We start from the raw sequence: 19,477 nt of genomic DNA, 5'->3' as shown, positions 1-19,477 counted from the left end.
TGGTTTCGGCGTCGGACAGCGTGCAACGGATGGGGAGGCAGGGAACGACGGTGGCGGAACGGAGCACGGCTGCCGTCGACGTGGCAGACAACAGCGGCGACAAGCCGCTGACCGCCAAGGCGGAGCAGTCCACGGCCGACGGGGTGGCCCAGAACCCGGAGCGGGACACGGACAGCGAATCGGCACAGGGCAGCGGCACGGCCGCGAGCCCAGGGAAGAAGGCTTTGCCTCCCGAACTGCACAGCGGTCACAAGCTCGCCAGACGCTACCGCCTTGAGGAGTGCGTCACCCGTCTGGACGGATTCAGCAGTTGGCGTGCGGTCGATGAGAAACTGCGGCGTGCCGTCGGCGTGCACATCCTGCCGTCCGACCATGCGCGCACCCGAGCCGTGCTGGCCGCGGCCCGCTCTGCCGCACTGCTCGGGGATCCCCGGTTCGTCCAGGTCCTGGACGCGGTCGAGGAGAACGACCTCGTCTACGTGGTGCACGAGTGGCTGCCCGACGCCACCGAGCTGACCGCGCTGCTCGCGGCCGGCCCGCTGGACCCGCACGACGCGTACCAGATGGTCAGTCAGATCGCATCCGCGATGGCAGCCGCGCACCGCGAGGGGCTGGCCCATCTCCGGCTCAACCCCAACGCCGTGCTGCGCGCCTCCACCGGTCAGTGGCGTATCCGCGGCCTCGCGGTGAACGCGGCGCTGCGCGGCATCAGTTCCGACACCCCGCAGCGCACCGACACCGAGGCGATCGGCGCCCTGCTGTATGCGGCGCTCACCCAGCGCTGGCCGTACCAGAGCGATGCCTACGGTCTGCCGGGGCTGCCCAAGGACGTCGGTCTGATCGCACCCGACCAGGTGCGAGCCGGTGTCCACCGCGGCCTGTCGGAGCTCGCCATGCGGGCCCTGATCAACGACGGAGCCACCGCCTCCCGCCACGAGTCCGCGTGCACCACGCCGGAGGAGCTGGTGAAGGCGATCGGCGAGATGCCCCGCATCCGCCCGCCGGAGCCGTCGTTCACGGCACCGCCCGAGTACCAGCGCACCACGTACCAGCAGGGCACCTACGGCCGCCCCACGCCTCCCGGCATGGCGCAGCCCCTCCAGGCCCCGCCGCCCCCGCTCCAGAGCCGTACCGGCAAGGCCCTCAAGTGGGCGGTCTCCGCCCTGCTGATCGCCGCGCTGGGACTGGGCAGCTGGCAGCTCGCGGACGCCCTGATGCACCAGGGCGACAAGTCCGGGGACACCACCAACAACCAGACGACGGACGACGGCGACAAGAACAACGCCAGCCCGGCACCCGCAGCCGCGATAAAGATCCAGAACGCCCAGGAGTACGTCGCCGAGGGCGAGGCCCAGCATCCGAACGACGTCCAGAAGACCTACGACGGCAGCGCCTCGACGTTCTGGAGGACGAACACCTTCGTGTCCGGCCCGGAGCTGGCGCCGTACAAGCCGGGTGTGGGAATCGTCTACGACCTCGGTTCCGCCAAGGAACTCGCCACGGGGACGGTCTCCCTTCGCTACGCTGGCGATCACACGACGGTCGAGTTGTACGCGGCCGACTCGTTGGCCCCGGGGTCGATCGACTCGATGACGAAGATCGGCAGTGTCACCACCACCGGGAACACCGCCACGGTGAAGGTCAGCAAGAAGGTGAAGAGCCAGTACGTGCTCGTGTGGATGACCGCCGTACCGAAGTCCGGTGCGGATCCCGCCGCGTACGCACAGGCCGGCTACAAGCAGGCCATCACCGAAGTGAAGTTCACAGGCTGACGTCTCACCGCAGGCACCGAAGGCGGAGGCACCAAAGGCGGAGGGGCAGATGGCGGAGGGGGCCGGATACGACGGAGTGAGCGATCAGGACCTGCTCGCCCGTCATGTGGAAGGTGACCCCGACGCCTTCGGTGAGATCGTGCGGCGGCATCGGGACCGGCTCTGGGCGGTCGCACTGCGGACCCTGGGAGACCGCGAGGAGGCCGCTGACGCCGTCCAGGACGCCCTGGTGTCCGCCTACCGGGCCGCCCACACCTTCCGGGGCCAGTCGGCCGTCACGACCTGGCTGCACCGGATCACGGTGAACGCCTGCCTCGACCGGGCCCGCAAGGCGGCCTCCCGGAAGACCGCCCCCGTCGACGACACCGAGCGGCTGGAGCAGTTGCTGGAGCCGCATGAATCGGCCTCCGCTCCGGCCGAGCGCAACGATCTGCACCGCCAGCTCATCGAAGCCCTCGGCACGCTGCCGCACGATCAGCGCGCTGCCCTCGTCCTGGTCGACATGCAGGGCTATCCGGTCGCGGAGGCGGCCCGGATGCTCGACGTACCCACGGGGACGGTGAAGAGCCGCTGTGCCCGCGGCAGAGCCAGACTCCTGCCGCTGCTCACCCATCTGAGGCCGGAAAACACCGGCGACGAGAACGAGCCGGACCCGGCACGGAACCGGGCGGAGGGGACATCCGTCCCACCGGCAGCGAGACCTCAGGACGGGGGCTCGCAGGAGACCGGGCCGAGTGATTCAGCCGCAGTGAAGGGCGGAGGTGGGCGAGCGTGACTTCCACGACAGACACGACCGGGCACCCGGACGTCGCGGAGATCTCCGACCTCACCGAAGGCCTGCTCCCGGATGCCCGGACCGCCGAGGTGCGACAGCACCTGGACGAGTGCGAGCTCTGTGCCGATGTCCACGCTTCGCTGGAGGAGATCCGGGGCCTGCTGGGCACAGTGCCGGGGCCGTCGCGTATGCCGGCTGACGTCGCGGGCCGGATCGACGCCGCCCTCGCCGCTGAGGCACTGCTGAACGCCACGGCACCCGAGACGCATGTTTCACGTGAAACATCGACCCTCGCATCGCCACCAGTGGGCCGTCCCGCCGGACGGTCGAGCGCTTCGACCGGTCCCGGCCGCAAGGACCGCGGACAGGACCGTGGACAGGCGCACGGAAAGGGACGCGGCCGACGCCGTCGGACCGTCGTTCTCGGAGCTGTCCTCACCGCGGCCGTCCTGGGCGCCGGTTCGTTCTTCCTCCAGTCACTCGGCGGCGATGGGCCCACGACCGCGCAGGGCCAGCCGACGAACTCAGCCGCGGGCTTCTCCAAGAGCACTCTCCCGACAGAGGTGGAGAACCTCCTCGGCACAAAGACGGGCCTGCGTGGCTCCAATAAGCCGGACCTGGGAATCAAGGGCGAAGCCACTTCGCCCGGCTCAACCGACTCGCCCTACACCACCCGGATCCAGCCCTCGGCGCAGGTGCCGCCGTGTGTCCGCCAGGGCATCAGCCAGAACGACGACGTCCTTGGCGCGAAGAAGGGGACGTACGAGGGGAAGGATGCCTTCCTCGTCGTCCTCCCCGATACCTCCGACAGCACCCGGGTGACGGTCTTCATCGTCGATGCCACGTGTGACAGCCGGTCGTCGGCCTCCCCTGGCGAGGTTCTGCTGACGGAGTCCGTGGCACGCCCCTGAGTGGTCCTGGACCCCTGGGAGCGCAGGGATGCATCGTCCCGCCCTGGCGTGGAAATCCGTACGGTGTGGGATGCCCGTGTGCCCGGACACACCGGGAATGCGCGCCCCGTAGGATCCGTTGGGTGGGGTGAGAGCTTCTGACAAGAACTCCCACCGGTCGAATTGACGTAGACCAGAGACGAGGAATCAAGCCGTGAGCGACGTCCGAAACGTGATCATCATCGGCTCCGGGCCCGCCGGCTACACGGCGGCGCTCTACACCGCGCGCGCGTCGCTGAAGCCCCTCGTGTTCGAGGGCGCCGTCACCGCCGGCGGTGCGCTGATGAACACCACCGAGGTGGAGAACTTCCCGGGCTTCCGCGACGGCATCATGGGTCCCGACCTGATGGACAACATGCGCGCCCAGGCCGAGCGCTTCGGTGCCGAACTGATTCCGGACGATGTCGTCTCCGTCGACCTGACCGGTGAGATCAAGACCGTCACCGACACCGCCGGCACGGTCCACAAGGCGAAGGCCGTCATCGTCACCACCGGCTCCCAGCACCGCAAGCTGGGTCTGCCGAACGAGGACGCCCTTTCCGGCCGTGGTGTCTCCTGGTGCGCCACCTGTGACGGGTTCTTCTTCAAGGAGCAGGACATCGCGGTGATCGGCGGCGGCGACACCGCAATGGAGGAGGCCACCTTCCTCTCGCGGTTCGCCAAGTCCGTGACGATCGTCCACCGCCGGGACAGCCTGCGCGCCTCCAAGGCGATGCAGGAGCGCGCCTTCGCCGACCCGAAGATCAAGTTCGCCTGGGACAGCGAGATCGCCGAGGTCCAGGGCGAGCAGAAGCTGGCCGGTCTGAAGCTGCGCAACGTCAAGACCGGTGAGCTCTCGGACCTGCCGGTGACGGGCCTGTTCATCGCGATCGGCCATGACCCGCGCACCGAGCTGTTCAAGGGCCAGCTGGACCTGGACGAGGAGGGCTACCTGAAGGTGGCCGCGCCCTCGACGCACACCAACCTGACGGGTGTGTTCGCCGCCGGTGACGTGGTGGACCACACCTACCGCCAGGCGATCACCGCGGCCGGTACCGGCTGCTCCGCTGCTCTCGACGCCGAGCGTTTCCTCGCCGCCCTCGCGGACGAGGAGAAGGCAGAGCTCGAGAAGACCACCGTCTGATCATCCCCCCTTCCGCCTCACCGCACGAACGAGTAAAGGAGCCCGCCGTGGCCGGCACCCTGAAGCATGTGACCGACGCCGACTTCGAGGAGGTCGTCCTCAAGAGCGACAAGCCCGTCCTGGTGGACTTCTGGGCCGAGTGGTGCGGCCCGTGCCGCCAGATCGCCCCGTCTCTTGAGGCCATCGCCGCCGAGCACGGCGAGAAGATCGAGATCGTCAAGCTGAACATCGACGAGAACCCGACGACGGCCGCGAAGTACGGCGTCATGTCGATCCCCACCCTGAACGTGTACCAGGGCGGCGAGGTCTCCAAGACGATCGTCGGTGCCAAGCCGAAGGCTGCGCTCCTGCGCGACCTCGACGACTACATCGCCGAGTGACGTTTCACGTGAAACACGAATGGGCCAACCCCTCGGGGTTGGCCCATTCGCTTTGAGGACCTCGATCAACTGCGAGGGCACTCTCAGAGCGGCCGCAGCACTGGTTCCTTCTGTACGGCTCCCAGGAGCCGGTCGAGTGCCAGCTCCACGTCTTCCTTCCAGGAGAGCGTTGTCCGCAGCTCCAGCCGCATCCGTGGACGCGTGGGGTGCTGCCGGACCGTCTTGAAGCCCACGGCCAGCAGGTGGTCGGCGGGCAGCAGACAGGCCGGCTCCTTGTAGCGGGCGTCACCGAATGCCTCGATCGCCTTGAAGCCCCGGCGCAACAGATCCTTGGCGACCGTCTGAACCATCACGCGACCGAGCCCCTGCCCCTGATAGCCGGGCATGATGTAGCCGGTGATGAGCTGGACGGCGTCGGGTGAGACCGGGCTCGTGGGAAATGCCGTGGAGCGCGGAACGTAGGCGGGCGGTGCGTAGAGCACAAAGCCCACAGGTACGTCGTCGACATACACCACCCGGCCGCACGATCCCCAGTCGAGCAGCACGGCGGAGATCCAGGCCTCCTTCTCAACCGCGGGTGTGCCCGCCCTTACCGCTGCTTCGCCGCTGACGGGATCCAGTTCCCAGAAGACACACGAGCGACAGCGCTTGGGAAGGTCCTGAAGGTTGTCCAGCGTGAGCGGTACGAGCCGACGCCCCATGAAGGCTGTTCCTCGCTTTCTTCGCCCGCAGCGTCGCGAGCGGCTGTCAGAGCGCTGCGTTCCCTGAGCAGACTGCCGACGAATCCGACGGTCGCGCCCAGTCCCAGGCCTGCGCTCACCAGTCCGGTGCGGCTCATCGATCGCATGGCTCCCGCCTCCCATTCAGAGGTGCTGCCAGCTGTCAGGTGGATCGCCGTACCCGACCGCATCGTATCCACACAGCGATTCCATCGATACCGCCTGAAAGCAAAGAGCGGATCGTGTTCCGGTACACACCGGACACGATCCGCTCTAGCGACAGGGCAGCGACGGGGCACCGACGGGGCGGGAACACCCGGTCCCGGGCGAGAAACACCCGCCACGGCCCCGGGCAGAGCGCCCCCGGGTGGTCAGTCCTCGGACTCCTCGGGACCCGCGGAGTCGCCGTCGTGGATCCCCTGGTGGAGGACCGGGCCCTCGCCCGGGGCGAGCGAGCCGAGGATCCGCTCAAGGTCTTCCATCGAAGCGAACTCGACGGTGATCTTGCCCTTCTTCTGACCCAGGTCCACCTTCACCCGCGTCTCGAAGCGGTCCGAGAGCCGGGTAGCGAGGTCGGTCAGCGCCGGGGAGACCCGGGCGCCCGCACGCGGCCCCTTGGCACGGGCCGGTGTCTGCGGCCGCGAGCCCATGAGGGTCACGATCTCCTCGACAGCCCGCACCGAAAGCCCCTCGGCCACGATCCGGTGGGCCAGCCGGTCCTGCTCCTCCGAGTCATCGACGGAGAGCAGCGCCCGGGCGTGCCCGGCCGACAGGACTCCGGCGGCGACCCGGCGCTGGACAGCCGGCGAGAGCTTCAGCAGCCGCAGCGTGTTGGAGACCTGCGGACGGGAGCGCCCGATGCGGTCGGCCAGCTGGTCGTGCGTGCAGTTGAAGTCCTTCAGCAGCTGGTCGTAGGCGGCGGCCTCTTCCAGCGGGTTCAGCTGGGCGCGGTGGAGGTTCTCCAGCAGTGCGTCCAGGAGGAGCTTCTCGTCGTCCGTCGCCCGGACGATCGCCGGGATCGCCTCCAGGCCGGCCTCACGGCAGGCCCGCCAGCGCCGCTCGCCCATGATGAGCTCATAGCGCGAGGGACCCAGCTGGCGTACGACGACCGGCTGGAGGAGGCCCACCTCCTGGATGGAGGTGACCAGCTCCTGCAGTGCGTCCTCGTCGAAGACCTCGCGCGGCTGGCGCGGGTTCGGCGAGATGTCGTCAAGGGGGATCTCCGCGAAGTGGGCGCCTACCGGGGAAGGCGGCACTTCCGGAGCCACACCGAAGACCGACGGCTCCTCGGTTTCATGTGAAACAGCCGGCAACGTCGTCACCTTGGCGGCGGCGACCCCACGGTCGGTCGTCAGCACCGGGACCACTGCGGGGGACGAAGATCCCGTACCGCCCACCGCTGTCTGGGCCGGGGTCTTCTCTGTCGGGGCAGCTGGGATCAGCGCGCCGAGACCACGCCCCAGCCCCCTCCGTCGCTCGCTCACTGGATCCCCTCCACCATGCTCGGATTGCTCTGTGCGCCAATGTGGGCCTGCGTCGGGTCGTAGCCGACGCCGATGCCCTTGAGCGCGATTTCTCGGGCCGCCTCAAGATAGGAGAGGGCACCACTCGATCCAGGATCGTAGGTCAGTACCGTCTGCCCATAGCTCGGCGCCTCGGAGATACGGACCGAGCGGGGAATGCTCGTCCGCAACACCTCGTCGCCGAAGTGGCTGCGCACCTCGTCCGCGACCTGGGAAGCAAGACGCGTCCGGCCGTCGTACATGGTGAGCAGGATGGTCGACACATGCAGTGTGGGGTTGAGGTGCCCCCGCACCAGGTCGACGTTGCGCAGCAGCTGCCCGAGGCCTTCCAGAGCGTAGTACTCGCACTGGATCGGGATGAGCACCTCAGCGCCCGCGACCAGCGCGTTGACCGTCAGCAGGCCGAGCGAGGGCGGGCAGTCGATGAGGATGTAGTCCAGCGGCTGCTCGTACGCCTGGATCGCCCGCTGAAGTCGGCTCTCACGTGCCACCAGGGACACCAGCTCGATCTCCGCACCGGCGAGATCGATGGTGGCGGGGGCACAGAAGAGGCCTTCGACGTCCACCACCGGCTGGACGACCTCGGCCAGCGGCTTGCTCTCGACCAACACGTCGTAGATGGACGGAACTTCGGCGTGATGATCGATTCCCAGCGCGGTGGAGGCATTGCCCTGTGGGTCGAGGTCGATCACCAGGACGCGGGCACCGTGGAGTGCCAGCGATGCGGCAAGGTTGACGGTCGTCGTCGTCTTGCCCACACCGCCCTTCTGGTTGGCGACCACCATGACTCTGGTCTGCTCCGGACGTGGCAGGCCTTCGCCGGCACGGCCCAGAGCCTCCACCGCCAGTTGGGCAGCACGACCGATGGGAGTGTCGTCCATCGGAGGCGGTGTTTCACGTGAAACATCCGCCCCCATCGACTCGGTACGGGGACCGGGGACCGGATCGGTCATCGGTCCCGCGATGTTGGCGTCGGACCGCAAGGATTCACTCTCCTCGACTTCAGGCTCGCAATGAACAGAGCCTCCCATGCCTTCGGGGTCGCGAACCAGTGAGGCCTGTTCTTCTGTGGAGAAATCCACCACTGTGGACAACTCCCTGCCCCGCAGGAGGGACGGAGTGTCACCAGAGGACCCTTCCCTGAGGGAGCCGAGGGGTTTTCGGTCGCGCGGTTCCGCAGCGCGGCCCCGGCCGATGATGCCGTGCAACAGTGAGCGACGTTTCACGTGAAACACGATGCACAGCGAGCAGTACCGAAAAGCCGCGACACTCCGTCATGCGTAGGTTTGGCAGCTTGTGTGGAGTACGTCTGGTCGTCAGGACGGATCAGCGGCGCCTACGCGCCCGGCCCGTACGAGCCGCCTTCGCCCGCTTCGCCGCGAAGCGCACACCCCCCGGGCTCTCCCCGACCTCCACCCGCACGACGGTGGACGGCGGGTCCACTACGCCCTCACCCACGTGCAGGATGGACGTGGACACCGCGCCGAGCTTGGTGAGGGCGGTGGCCGCAGCCTTCAGCTCCTCCTCCGCCGTGTCCCCCTTCAGGGCGAGCATCTCGCCGTAGGGACGCAGCAGCGGGATGCCCCAGGTGGCCAGCCGGTCCAGCGGGGCCACGGCACGCGCCGTCACCACATGCACCGGAGGCAGCTTGCCCATGACCTCCTCAGCACGGCCGCGCACGACGGTCACATGGTCCAGGCCCAGCAGTTCGACGACCTCGGTCAGGAAGTTGGTGCGCCGCAGCAGCGGCTCCAGCAGCGTGATGTTGAGGTCTTCCCTGACCAGCGCCAGCGGAATGCCCGGCAGGCCGGCACCGGAGCCTACATCGCACACCGTCACCCCTTCGGGGACGGCCTCGGAGAGCACCGCGCAGTTCAGCAGGTGCCGCTCCCACAGGCGAGGTACCTCCCGTGGGCCGATCAGACCACGCTGGACGCCTGCCTCGGCGAGCAGCTCCGCATAGCGGACCGCATCGGCGTAGCGCTCGCCGAACACTTCCCGCGCCTGCTCAGGCGCCGGGGGGAGCTCCGCAGCCTCCGTCACGGGGACCGTCCTTCCGTACAGCGCCGGCGCTCCACGCACCGGCCACCAGAACTACCAGGCTGACAAAGTTCGGCCCCGCCTGCTCAACAGACGGGGCCGGTGAAACGGGGAGACCGATCAGGCGGGCAGCACGACGACGAACCGCTGCGGCTCCTCGCCCTCCGACTCGCTGCGCAGTCCGGCCGACTTGACCGCGTCGTGCACGACCTTGCGCTCGAACGGGCTCATCGGCTTGAGCTTCACGGGCTCGCCGGTGCTCTTCACCTCGGCCGCGGCCTTGGCACCCAGCTCGGAGAGCTCGGCGCGCTTCTTGGCGCGGTAGCCCGCGATGTCGAGCATCAGCCGACTGCGATCACCGGTCTCCCGGTGCACGGCCAGGCGGGTCAGCTCCTGAAGCGCCTCCAGCACCTCGCCGTCACGGCCGACCAGCTTCTGCAGGTCGCGGCCGCTCGCGTCGCTGATGATCGACACGGAGGCGCGGTCGGCTTCGACATCCATGTCGATGTCGCCGTCGAGGTCGGCGATGTCCAGCAGACCCTCGAGGTAGTCCGCCGCGATCTCGCCCTCCTGCTCCAGGCGGGTCAGGGTGTCTGCACCCTCGGCAGCGGAGGTGGTGCCTTCCGTCACGGGATGGGCTCCTTCTTACTTCTTGGACGGGGACTTGGGGCGCTGCGGACCGCCCTTGCGCTGACCGGACTGGGCCCTGCTGCGACCGTTGGAACCGCCCTTCGGGGGCTGCTGCTGGGCGGCCGGCTTGGCGTCCTGCGGCTCGTCGGACTTCTCCAGCGAGGTCGTCGGCTCGGCGGAGTCCTCCTTCTCGGCGGAGTCTTCCTTCTCGGCGGAAGCCGCCTGCTCGCCGGCCGCCTTCGCGGTGCCGGACTGCCGCTGGGACTTGGTCTGGCGCTTGGGCTGCTGGCGCTTGGCCGCACCGGTGGTGGTCGCGACGCCGTCCTCGGCTCCCGCGACGGCCTGAGCCTCGCCCTTCACCACGGCGCCGTCGGTCTGGGCCACGAGGCCCGCCTTGGTCAGCCCGTTGATGAACTTGCGCTCGAACTCGTTGCGGTCCCGGCCCTTGGCGACGATCGCCTTGATGATGGTGCGCTCGCTGCGCTTACGGGCCTTGCCGTGGTGCGCGACGTGCTTGGTCAGGCGCTCCAGGTAGGCGGCCTGGGCCTTGGAACCCGGGGTCGGGTTGTTGCGGATGACGTACATCTGCTGGCCCATGGTCCACACGTTGGTGGTCAGCCAGTAGACGAGGACACCGACCGGGAAGTTGATGCCGAAGACGGCGAACATGACCGGGAAGACATACATCAGCATCTTCTGCTGCTGCATGAACGGCGTCTTCACGGTGGTGTCGACGTTCTTCGTCATCAGCTGACGCTGCGTGTAGAACTGCGACGCCGACATCAGGACGATCATGATCGCGGTGACGACCCGGACATCGGTCAGGGAAGCGCCGAGCGCCTCCACCTTCGACGACCCGTCCGTGAACTTCGCGGCGAGCGGGGCACCGAAGATGTGCGCCTTACGGGCGCTGGCGAGCAGTGACTCGTTGATGACGCCGATCGTCGAGCCCGTCGCGATGCCGTTGAGCACGTGGTACAGGGCGAAGAAGAACGGCGACTGCGCGAGGATGGGAAGGCACGAGGAGAGCGGGTTGGTACCCGACTCCTTGTACAGCTTCATCATCTCTTCGGACTGACGCTGCTTGTCGTTCTTGTAGCGCTCCTGGATCTTCTTCATCTCAGGCTGCAGCGTCTGCATGGCCCGGGTCGCCTTGATCTGCTTCACGAAGAGCGGGATCAGGCAGATGCGGATCAGGATCACCAGAGACACGATGGACAAGCCCCAGGCCCACCCCGTGTCGGGACCGAAGATCGTCCCGTACACCGAGTGGAACTGGACGATGACCCATGAAACGGGTGTCGTGATGAAGCTGAAAAAGCTGGCAATCGTGTCCACTAATCATGCTCCTTGGGCATGGGACGAAGTCTCTGCGGCCGGGCTCGAAGGAAGCTCGGAAGCAAGCTTCTCCTCGGTGGCCGGTTCGGCGGCGGAGGGCCCGCCCTTGCGTGCACGCCAGGCGTCACGCAACATTTCGTGCCACCGCGGTCGCTTACGCGGAGGAACATGATCCACACCGCCGAGCGACCACGGATTGCACCGCAGGATGCGCCAGGCAGTGAGCGCCGTCCCCTTGATCGCACCGTGCCGGTCAATGGCTGTGTAGCCGTAGTGGGAGCACGACGGGTAGTACTTGCACACCGGCCCCAGCAACGGACTGATCGTCCACTGGTAGAGCTTGATCAGAGCCAGCAGTGGGTACTTCATCGCGCGCCCCCTCCCAGTAGCCGCTCGATGGCGGCGTCCAGGTCTCGGGCCAGCTGTCCATGGTCGGCGTCGCCCGCTCCGGGCAGCGCTCGTACGACTACCAGGCTACCGGGGGGGAACAGGGCGACTCGGTCACGCATCAAGTGACGCAGTCTGCGCTTGACCTTGTTGCGCACGACCGCGCCACCCACTGCTTTGCTCACGACGAAACCCGCACGCGTCGAGGGAGCGCTCTCCCCAGGCGCGTGCGGGTCCGTGGCACCGCTACGAAGGTGGACGACGAGGGACGGGCGGCCGGCCCGGCGACCCCGTCGTACTGCGGTCGCGAAGTCCTCGCGCCGCCTCAGCCGATGCTCGGTAGGCAGCACGACGTCATGACCTGATCAGAATCAGGCGGACAGGCTGGCGCGACCCTTGCTGCGGCGGTTCGACAGAATCGCGCGGCCGGCACGGGTGCGCATCCGCAGGCGGAAGCCGTGGGTCTTCGCGCGACGACGGTTGTTCGGCTGGAAGGTGCGCTTGCTCACTCGGGGGCTCCAGAAATCAAATTGGGTGTGGCGGGTGCCGTCTTGGCTGTCACCGTGCGCCCACGAGTAGCTCGCATCACGCCCGAGTGCACCGCTTCCCGATCACCTTCAGCGATCTGTGCCCATCGGAGGCAGGCGGCAGCAGCCATCGACAACTCGACCTGGTTACGGTACGCGGGGCTACGCCATTCGGTCAAACCAGCAGTGACCGAGAGACACTATCCACAGGCTGGGGACAACAACTTGAACCGCACCCGCCACGCTGACTACCGTGGCTGAACTCCGATTCGTTCCTTTATCCCCGCCCGACCCGATATTCATCCCGACCCGTCCTCGAACCACACGTTCGTGGGACCTGTGAGAGAGCGTGCCCTGTGGCTGACGTACCTGCCGATCTTGCCGCAGTGTGGCCACGAGTACTGGAGCAGCTCCTCGGTGAGGGCCGCGGTCAGGGTGTGGAGGGCAAGGACGAACACTGGATCCGGCGCTGCCAGCCACTCGCCCTGGTCGCGGACACCGCCCTGCTCGCGGTACCGAACGAATTCGCGAAGAACGTGCTGGAGGGCCGCCTCGCGCCCATCGTCAGCGAGACGCTGAGCCGCGAGTGCGGACGCCCGATCCGGATCGCGATCACCGTGGACGAGTCCGCGGGCGAACCCCCGACCCCGCCCGCACCCCCCGTGCAGCCACAGCGCTACGAAGAGCCCGAACTCCCCTCACCGCAGTACGACGGCGGATACGGCCGGCACCGCGCCGACCACCCGCCCGAGCAGGGCGGCCGCGACCAGCTGCCGCCCCCGCGCGGCGATCAGCTTCCCACCGCCCGGCCGGCCTACCCCTCCGAGTACCAGCGCCCCGAACCCGGCGCCTGGCCCCGCCCGGGGCAGGACGAATACGGCTGGCAGCAGCCCCGCCTCGGCTTCCCCGAACGCGACCCCTACGCCTCACCGTCGCAGGACACCTACCGCTCGGACGGCTACGGCGACTCCTACTCCCAGGAGTACCGGCCCCAGCAGCCGATGGACCGGCCGCCGTACGAGCAGCAGCGCACGGAGTACGAACCGCAGCGCCCCGACTACGACCGACCCGAATACGAACGGTCCGACTACGACCGTGCCGACTACGACCAGCGGGACACCGGCCGCCGCGACCGGTCCGAGCCCCCGGGCGGACCGGGCCAGGGCCGCCGGGGCGGTCCGGGACGCCCGGACCTGCCGGCCGCCACCGGCGCGCCCGGACCGCTGGGCGCCAAGCCCGCACCTGCGTCGGGTCCCGGCGAACCGACCGCCCGCCTCAACCCCAAGTACCTCTTCGACACCTTCGTCATCGGCGCGTCCAACCGCTTCGCGCACGCGGCCGCGGTCGCCGTCGCCGAGGCGCCCGCGAAGGCCTACAACCCCCTCTTCATCTATGGGGAGTCGGGGCTCGGCAAGACGCACCTGCTGCATGCGATCGGGCACTACGCGCGGAGCCTGTACCCGGGCACCCGGGTGCGCTACGTGAGCTCGGAGGAGTTCACCAACGAGTTCATCAACTCGATCCGCGACGGCAAGGGCGACAGCTTCCGCAAGCGCTACCGCGAGATGGACATCCTGCTCGTCGACGACATCCAGTTCCTCGCGGACAAGGAGTCGACGCAGGAGGAGTTCTTCCACACCTTCAACACGCTCCACAACGCGAACAAGCAGATCGTGCTCTCCAGCGACCGGCCGCCCAAGCAGCTGGTCACCCTGGAGGACCGGCTGCGGAACCGTTTCGAGTGGGGTCTGATCACCGACGTCCAGCCGCCGGAACTGGAGACGCGCATCGCGATCCTCCGCAAGAAGGCGGTGCAGGAGCAGCTCAACGCGCCGCCGGAGGTACTGGAGTTCATCGCCTCCCGTATCTCGCGCAACATCCGTGAGCTGGAGGGCGCGCTGATCCGGGTGACGGCGTTCGCGTCGCTCAACCGGCAGCCGGTCGATCTCGGCCTGACCGAGATCGTCCTCAAGGACCTGATCCCCGGGGGCCAGGACTCGACGCCGGAGATCAGCGCGACGGCGATCATGGCGGCGACCGCCGACTACTTCGGCCTCACGGTCGACGACCTCTGCGGCAGCTCGCGCGGCCGGCAGCTGGTCACCGCGCGGCAGATCGCCATGTACCTGTGCCGAGAGCTCACGGACCTGTCCCTGCCCAAGATCGGGGCGCAGTTCGGCAACCGGGACCACACGACCGTGATGCACGCCGACCGGAAGATCCGGGCGTTGATGGCGGAGCGGCGGTCGATCTACAACCAGGTGACGGAGCTGACCAACCGCATCAAGAACGGCTAGTTCCACGGCGTTCAGGGCGCCCTCGGGAGAGATCCCGGGGGCGCCTTCTGGCGTTCTGGGGTGGTTCGGCAGGGGGTCGCCGCGGGTCCGTCTGTGGTTGCTCGCGCAGTTCCCCGCGCCCCTTCGGGACGCTCCAGCGAGGTCCGCTGTTCGAATACCGCCCGGGTTACGGGCGTCCTCCACAGATTTGCCGACTTTCTTGCGTCCACACCCTGGGGACTGCGAAGTTGTCCCGAACGTCGTCCACAGGCCGGCCGGTGAAAATGCATCGGGCCAGCTCAGGGGCCTGTGGAATCGTGGACGACGGATCTCCACAGGCTGTGGACGAGGAAGGCATCCACAGCCTGTGTATGAAGTTGTCCACCGGTACCTCACAGGCTGAGGGGTGGTTGTCCCCAGCGATCCCCGGCTTCTCCACACGGCTGTCCACTGTTCGGCAACGTGACGCGCCTGCTCACCGTGTCGAGTGAAAGGCGTCACACAAAGCTGCCGGGTTGGCCTGTGGGAAAGGTGGGTAAAGCTGGGGACGGCGCTGGGGAGAAGTCGCCCCGGGCTGTGCACGGTGTGTGCAGAACTTTCTGTTCTCCACAGAGACACCTGGTTGTCCACCGGCTTAACCCACAGGGGCAGTGGACAAAATCTGGCCTCTGAGCTGGGAAAACGGGGTTATCCACGGTATCCACAGCCCCTACTACTACTTCCAACTAGAGAGAGCTGGGAATCCGTTTCGAAGAGGGCCCTGTGCACAACTCGCTCTTCGGCCTCTGACCGCGCCTCGTCACGACTTGACCTCGACGGGCACCAGCTGTCAGTGCGGTGCGTCAGACTGGTCCCCGGTGTTCTTCCCCTCCCCGGGGCTCACGACACCGAGTCAGACGACGAAGACGCAGCAGGGCGAGAAGCCCCGGCAACAGCAGGAGGCGGGCTTACGGTGAAGATCCGGGTGGAACGCGACGTACTCGCGGAGGCAGTGGCCTGGGCGGCACGCAGCCTCCCGGCCCGTCCGCCGGCGCCGGTCCTCGCCGGCCTGCTGCTGAAGGCCGAGGACGGCCAGCTGAGCCTGTCCAGCTTCGACTACGAGGTCTCCGCGCGGGTCAGCGTCGAGACCGAGGTCGAGGAGGAGGGCACGGTCCTGGTCTCGGGCCGGCTGCTCGCCGACATCTGCCGTGCCCTGCCCAACCGGCCGGTGGAGATTTCCACAGACGGTGTACGGGCCACGGTGGTCTGTGGATCGTCCCGGTTCACGCTGCACACCCTGCCGGTGGAGGAGTACCCCTCGCTGCCGCAGATGCCGAACGCGACGGGCACCGTCCCCGGCGAGGTCTTCGCCTCCGCCGTCTCCCAGGTGGCCATCGCGGCCGGGCGTGACGACACGCTGCCGGTGCTGACCGGTGTGCGGATCGAGATCGAGGGCGACACGGTCACCCTGGCCTCCACCGACCGCTACCGCTTCGCGGTCCGTGAGTTCCTGTGGAAGCCGGAGAACCCCGAGGCGTCCGCGGTGGCCCTGGTGCCCGCCAAGACGCTCCTGGACACCGCCAAGGCCCTTACGAGCGGCGACAGCGTGATCCTGGCGCTGTCCGGCTCGGGCGCCGGCGAGGGGCTCATCGGTTTCGAGGGCGCCGGCCGACGCACCACCACGCGGCTCCTCGAAGGCGACCTGCCGAAGTACCGCTCGCTGTTCCCGACCGAGTTCAACTCCGTGGCCGTGATCGAGACCGCCCCCTTCGTGGAGGCCGTCAAGCGTGTCGCGCTGGTGGCCGAGCGGAACACCCCGGTGCGGCTCAGCTTCGAGCAGGGCGTGCTGATCCTGGAGGCGGGTTCCAGCGACGACGCACAGGCTGTGGAAAGGGTGGACGCGCAGCTCGAGGGCGACGACGTCTCGATCGCCTTCAACCCGACCTTCCTGCTGGACGGTCTGAGCGCGATCGACTCGCCGGTGGCCCAGCTGTCGTTCACGACGTCCACGAAGCCCGCGTTGCTGAGCGGGAAGCCGGCGCTCGACGCGGAGGCGGACGAGGCGTACAAGTACCTGATCATGCCGGTGCGGCTGAGCGGCTGAGCAGCCGACGTTGTCCACAGCTGTGCACAGTGCCGCCGCCTTCCTGTGGGTGGCCGGCGCTGTGCCCGGGTGGGTTTCCCCAGGTGAGCGGCTGAGCCCACAACTGTGCACAAAGGGTCGCGATTAGGCTCGGGCGCGGCACGAAAGTGCCTCTCCTGCCACACCGCAACCTAAGGAACCAACTGATGGAGCTCGGTCTCGTCGGCCTCGGCAAGATGGGCGGCAACATGCGCGAGCGGATCCGCCGCGCGGGCCACACCGTCGTCGGATACGACCGCAACCCGGACCTCGCCGACGTCCACAGCCTGGAAGAGCTTGTGGGCAAGCTCAGCGGGCCTCGTGTGGTGTGGGTGATGGTCCCGGCCGGGGCGCCGACCCAGTCCACGATCGACGAGCTGGCCGAGCTGCTTGAGCCCGGTGACGTGGTCGTCGACGGCGGCAACTCCCGCTGGACGGACGACGAAAGGCACGCCGAGGAGCTGGCCGCCAAGGGCATCGGCTTCGTCGACTGCGGGGTCTCCGGCGGTGTCTGGGGCCTGGAGAACGGCTACGCGCTGATGTACGGCGGCGACGCCGAGCACGTCGAGAAGGTGCGGCCGGTCTTCGACGCGCTCAAGCCGAAGGGCGACTTCGGTGCGGTGCACGCCGGCAAGGTGGGCGCGGGCCACTTCGCGAAGATGGTCCACAACGGCATCGAGTACGCGATGATGCAGGCCTACGCTGAAGGCTGGGAGCTCCTGGAGAAGGTCGACTCCGTCACGGACGTGCGCGAGGTCTTCCGCTCCTGGCAGGAAGGGACGGTCATCCGTTCCTGGCTGCTCGACCTCGCGGTGAACGCCCTCGACGGGGACGAGCACCTGGACCAGCTGAAGGGTTATGCACAGGACTCCGGCGAGGGCCGGTGGACTGTGGAGGCCGCGATAGACAACGCGGTGCCGCTGCCCGCGATCACCGCCTCGCTGTTCGCGCGGTTCGCCTCCCGTCAGGAGGACTCGCCGCAGATGAAGATGATCGCCGCGCTGCGCAACCAGTTCGGCGGCCACGCCGTAGAGGCGAAGTAGAGACGAAGTAGCAGGTCACGGGGAGGTCGGCGAAACACCTATGCACGTCACGCATCTGTCGCTGGCCGACTTCCGCTCCTATGCCCGGGTCGAGGTCCCGCTCGATCCGGGCGTCACCGCCTTCGTCGGCCCCAACGGCCAGGGCAAGACCAATCTCGTCGAGGCCGTCGGCTATCTCGCCACCCTCGGCAGCCACCGGGTCGCCTCCGACGCTCCCCTGGTCCGGATGGGCGCCGAGCGGGCGGTCATCCGGGCGCAGGTCCGGCAGGGCGACCGGCAGCAGCTGGTCGAGCTGGAACTCAACCCGGGCCGGGCCAACCGTGCCCGTATCAACAGGTCCTCGCAGGTCAGGCCGCGGGATGTGCTGGGGATCGTACGGACGGTGCTGTTCGCGCCGGAGGATCTCGCGCTGGTGAAGGGCGACCCGGGTGAGCGGCGGCGCTTCCTGGACGAGTTGATCACGGCGCGGTCGCCGCGGATGGCCGGTGTGCGGTCCGACTACGAGCGTGTCCTCAAGCAGCGGAACACCCTGCTGAAGAGCGCGGCCCTCGCCCGGCGGCACGGTGGCCGTTCCATGGATCTGTCCACGCTGGACGTGTGGGACCAGCACCTCGCGCGGGCCGGTGCCGAGCTGCTCGCCCAGCGGCTCGACCTGATCGCCGCGCTCCAGCCGCTCGCCGACAAGGCGTACGAGCAGCTGGCGCCGGGTGGTGGCCCGGTCGCGCTGGAGTACCGGCCGTCGGCGCCGGGTGAGGCGCACACCCGTGAGGATCTGTACGCCCAGGTGATGGCGGCGCTGGCGGAGGCGCGCAAGCAGGAGATCGAGCGGGGTGTCACGCTGGTCGGTCCGCACCGCGACGACCTGGTCCTCAAGCTGGGGCAGCTGCCCGCCAAGGGCTATGCCTCGCACGGCGAGTCCTGGTCGTACGCGCTGGCGCTGCGCCTGGCGTCGTACGACCTGCTGCGGGCCGAGGGCAATGAGCCGGTGCTGGTGCTCGACGACGTGTTCGCCGAGCTGGACGCGCGGCGCCGGGAGCGGCTGGCGGAGCTGGTCGCGCCCGGGGAGCAGGTGCTGGTCACCGCTGCCGTGGACGACGATGTGCCGCACCTGCTGACCGGTGTGCGGTACGCGGTGGCGGACGGGGTGGTGGAGCGCGCATGAGCACCGACGGATCCGCGCCGAAGAAGGAACCCACCGGTGTCGACCTGGCGCGCGTGGCGCTCAGGGCGGCGAAGGAGGCGGCACGCGCGCGGGGTGACGCGGCGCAGCAGCGGAAGCAGGCGCGGCGCGGTGGTCTGCGTTCCGGCGCGCGCGCCGACGGTCGCGATCCCATGGCGCTGGGTTCGGCGATCAACCGGTTGATCACCGAGCGCGGCTGGGAGACGCCGGCCGCGGTGGGTGGGGTGATGGGCCGCTGGCCGCAGATCGTGGGTGAGGACCTCGCCAAGCACTGTGTGCCGCAGCGGTACGACGAGGACGAGCGGGTGCTGGTCGTCCAGTGCGATTCCACGGCCTGGGCGACCCAGTTGCGCCATCTCTCTCCCGCGCTGGTCGCACGCCTGAACGAGGACCTGGGGCATGGCACCGTACGGATGATCAAGGTGCTCAATCCCGGCGGTCCGCCCCGGCGCTACGGCCCGCTGCGCGCCCCCGGGAGCACCGGTCCCGGCGACACCTACGGGTGACTTGCGTCACGCCGTCAGCCGAGTGCGGAGCCTTCGTGCGGCCGCCTCGGCTGATCGTCGTACAACCGCACGCGGTTGCGAATCGCGACCTGACCCCGGAGTAGCCAAGGGTTGACAGCCGGAAGCGCTGAGTGCCTCCGTGAGCCTCTTGGAGCCCCCATCCGCATATCGGGAGTCGGCAGAGGCAGGTTCAGGGCGGCACATGCG

Annotated in this window: 19 protein-coding genes; 10 read left to right on the top strand and 9 right to left on the bottom strand. The window is 68.4% G+C overall.

Annotated elements, in window-relative coordinates; all coding sequences use genetic code 11:
- Positions 1–50 precede the first annotated feature (50 nt).
- The 5 genes from ACFWXC_RS06785 (at position 51) to trxA (ending at position 5,000) form a co-directional block, all read left to right on the top strand.
- Positions 51–1,772 carry a protein kinase family protein gene (locus ACFWXC_RS06785; RefSeq protein ID WP_384474142.1) on the top strand — a complete coding sequence of 574 codons (1,722 nt, stop codon included), beginning with the start codon at positions 51–53 and terminating at the stop codon, positions 1,770–1,772.
- Between the two features lie 49 nt (positions 1,773–1,821).
- A complete protein-coding gene (gene sigM, locus ACFWXC_RS06780) occupies positions 1,822–2,547 on the top strand; it encodes an RNA polymerase sigma factor SigM (protein WP_384474138.1) in 726 nt (241 codons plus the stop codon).
- Positions 2,544–3,458 carry an anti-sigma factor family protein gene (locus ACFWXC_RS06775; RefSeq protein ID WP_384474135.1) on the top strand — a complete coding sequence of 305 codons (915 nt, stop codon included), beginning with the start codon at positions 2,544–2,546 and terminating at the stop codon, positions 3,456–3,458. The genes sigM and ACFWXC_RS06775 overlap by 4 nt, the downstream gene beginning before the upstream one ends.
- Before the next feature lie 193 nt (positions 3,459–3,651).
- Positions 3,652–4,620 (top strand): thioredoxin-disulfide reductase, encoded by a 969-nt coding sequence (gene trxB / locus ACFWXC_RS06770; RefSeq protein WP_384474132.1) that lies wholly within the window; start codon positions 3,652–3,654, stop codon positions 4,618–4,620.
- Positions 4,621–4,667: 47 nt separating this feature from the next.
- Positions 4,668–5,000 carry a thioredoxin gene (trxA, locus tag ACFWXC_RS06765; RefSeq protein ID WP_384474128.1) on the top strand — a complete coding sequence of 111 codons (333 nt, stop codon included), beginning with the start codon at positions 4,668–4,670 and terminating at the stop codon, positions 4,998–5,000.
- 83 nt (positions 5,001–5,083) lie between these two features.
- Here trxA and ACFWXC_RS06760 read toward each other — a convergent pair whose 3' ends face one another.
- The 9 genes from ACFWXC_RS06760 to rpmH form a co-directional block, all read right to left on the bottom strand.
- A complete protein-coding gene (locus tag ACFWXC_RS06760) occupies positions 5,084–5,701 on the bottom strand; it encodes a GNAT family N-acetyltransferase (protein WP_384474125.1) in 618 nt (205 codons plus the stop codon).
- A gap of 389 nt (positions 5,702–6,090) precedes the next feature.
- Positions 6,091–7,203: a ParB/RepB/Spo0J family partition protein gene (locus ACFWXC_RS06755; RefSeq protein ID WP_384474121.1), complete on the bottom strand. Its 1,113-nt coding sequence runs from the start codon at positions 7,201–7,203 to the stop codon at positions 6,091–6,093.
- Positions 7,200–8,273: a ParA family protein gene (locus tag ACFWXC_RS06750; protein WP_384474198.1), complete on the bottom strand. Its 1,074-nt coding sequence runs from the start codon at positions 8,271–8,273 to the stop codon at positions 7,200–7,202. The genes ACFWXC_RS06755 and ACFWXC_RS06750 overlap by 4 nt, the downstream gene beginning before the upstream one ends.
- Positions 8,274–8,568: 295 nt before the next feature.
- Positions 8,569–9,285 carry a 16S rRNA (guanine(527)-N(7))-methyltransferase RsmG gene (gene rsmG, locus ACFWXC_RS06745; RefSeq protein WP_365797497.1) on the bottom strand — a complete coding sequence of 239 codons (717 nt, stop codon included), beginning with the start codon at positions 9,283–9,285 and terminating at the stop codon, positions 8,569–8,571.
- Between the two features lie 117 nt (positions 9,286–9,402).
- A complete protein-coding gene (locus tag ACFWXC_RS06740) occupies positions 9,403–9,912 on the bottom strand; it encodes a protein jag (protein ID WP_384474117.1) in 510 nt (169 codons plus the stop codon).
- Between the two features lie 15 nt (positions 9,913–9,927).
- Positions 9,928–11,250, bottom strand: a complete 1,323-nt coding sequence (gene yidC, locus ACFWXC_RS06735; RefSeq protein WP_384474114.1) for a membrane protein insertase YidC — start codon at positions 11,248–11,250, stop codon at positions 9,928–9,930.
- Positions 11,251–11,253: 3 nt separating this feature from the next.
- Positions 11,254–11,619 carry a membrane protein insertion efficiency factor YidD gene (gene yidD, locus ACFWXC_RS06730; RefSeq protein WP_384474111.1) on the bottom strand — a complete coding sequence of 122 codons (366 nt, stop codon included), beginning with the start codon at positions 11,617–11,619 and terminating at the stop codon, positions 11,254–11,256.
- Positions 11,616–11,987, bottom strand: coding sequence for a ribonuclease P protein component (rnpA, locus tag ACFWXC_RS06725; protein WP_362727684.1), 372 nt, complete (start codon positions 11,985–11,987; stop codon positions 11,616–11,618). Before rnpA ends, yidD begins: the two co-directional genes overlap by 4 nt.
- A 21-nt stretch (positions 11,988–12,008) precedes the next feature.
- Positions 12,009–12,146, bottom strand: a complete 138-nt coding sequence (rpmH, locus tag ACFWXC_RS06720) for a 50S ribosomal protein L34 (RefSeq protein ID WP_360480780.1) — start codon at positions 12,144–12,146, stop codon at positions 12,009–12,011.
- Positions 12,147–12,520: 374 nt separating this feature from the next.
- Here rpmH and dnaA point away from each other — a divergent pair, with 374 nt between their 5' ends.
- The 5 genes from dnaA (at position 12,521) to ACFWXC_RS06695 (ending at position 19,270) form a co-directional block, all read left to right on the top strand.
- The gene (gene dnaA / locus ACFWXC_RS06715) at positions 12,521–14,461 is read left to right on the top strand and encodes a chromosomal replication initiator protein DnaA (RefSeq protein ID WP_384474108.1); all 1,941 of its coding nucleotides are present in this window, start codon (positions 12,521–12,523) and stop codon (positions 14,459–14,461) included.
- Positions 14,462–15,392: 931 nt separating this feature from the next.
- Positions 15,393–16,523: a DNA polymerase III subunit beta gene (dnaN, locus tag ACFWXC_RS06710; RefSeq protein WP_351695869.1), complete on the top strand. Its 1,131-nt coding sequence runs from the start codon at positions 15,393–15,395 to the stop codon at positions 16,521–16,523.
- Between the two features lie 185 nt (positions 16,524–16,708).
- Positions 16,709–17,584, top strand: coding sequence for a phosphogluconate dehydrogenase (NAD(+)-dependent, decarboxylating) (gnd, locus tag ACFWXC_RS06705; protein WP_384474105.1), 876 nt, complete (start codon positions 16,709–16,711; stop codon positions 17,582–17,584).
- Between the two features lie 40 nt (positions 17,585–17,624).
- Entirely contained in the window at positions 17,625–18,746 is a 1,122-nt protein-coding gene (gene recF, locus ACFWXC_RS06700; protein WP_384474102.1) for a DNA replication/repair protein RecF, read from the top strand.
- Positions 18,743–19,270, top strand: a complete 528-nt coding sequence (locus ACFWXC_RS06695) for a DUF721 domain-containing protein (RefSeq protein ID WP_384474099.1) — start codon at positions 18,743–18,745, stop codon at positions 19,268–19,270. The genes recF and ACFWXC_RS06695 overlap by 4 nt, the downstream gene beginning before the upstream one ends.
- Positions 19,271–19,477 lie beyond the last annotated feature (207 nt).

It is taken from the genome of Streptomyces sp. NPDC058683 (assembly GCF_042716195.1).
Taxonomy (GTDB): domain Bacteria; phylum Actinomycetota; class Actinomycetes; order Streptomycetales; family Streptomycetaceae; genus Streptomyces.
Note: the sequence above shows the minus strand (reverse complement) of the source record. Positions and strands in the feature narration are given on the sequence as shown.

Coding starts and splice junctions, on each gene's coding strand:
- ACFWXC_RS06760 (WP_384474125.1), bottom strand. CDS start 5,701: ATGGGGCGTCGGCTCGTACCGCTCACGCTGGACAACCTTCAGGACCTT.
- sigM (WP_384474138.1), top strand. CDS start 1,822: ATGGCGGAGGGGGCCGGATACGACGGAGTGAGCGATCAGGACCTGCTC.
- recF (WP_384474102.1), top strand. CDS start 17,625: ATGCACGTCACGCATCTGTCGCTGGCCGACTTCCGCTCCTATGCCCGG.
- yidD (WP_384474111.1), bottom strand. CDS start 11,619: ATGAAGTACCCACTGCTGGCTCTGATCAAGCTCTACCAGTGGACGATC.
- gnd (WP_384474105.1), top strand. CDS start 16,709: ATGGAGCTCGGTCTCGTCGGCCTCGGCAAGATGGGCGGCAACATGCGC.
- ACFWXC_RS06750 (WP_384474198.1), bottom strand. CDS start 8,273: ATGGGAGGCTCTGTTCATTGCGAGCCTGAAGTCGAGGAGAGTGAATCC.
- ACFWXC_RS06695 (WP_384474099.1), top strand. CDS start 18,743: ATGAGCACCGACGGATCCGCGCCGAAGAAGGAACCCACCGGTGTCGAC.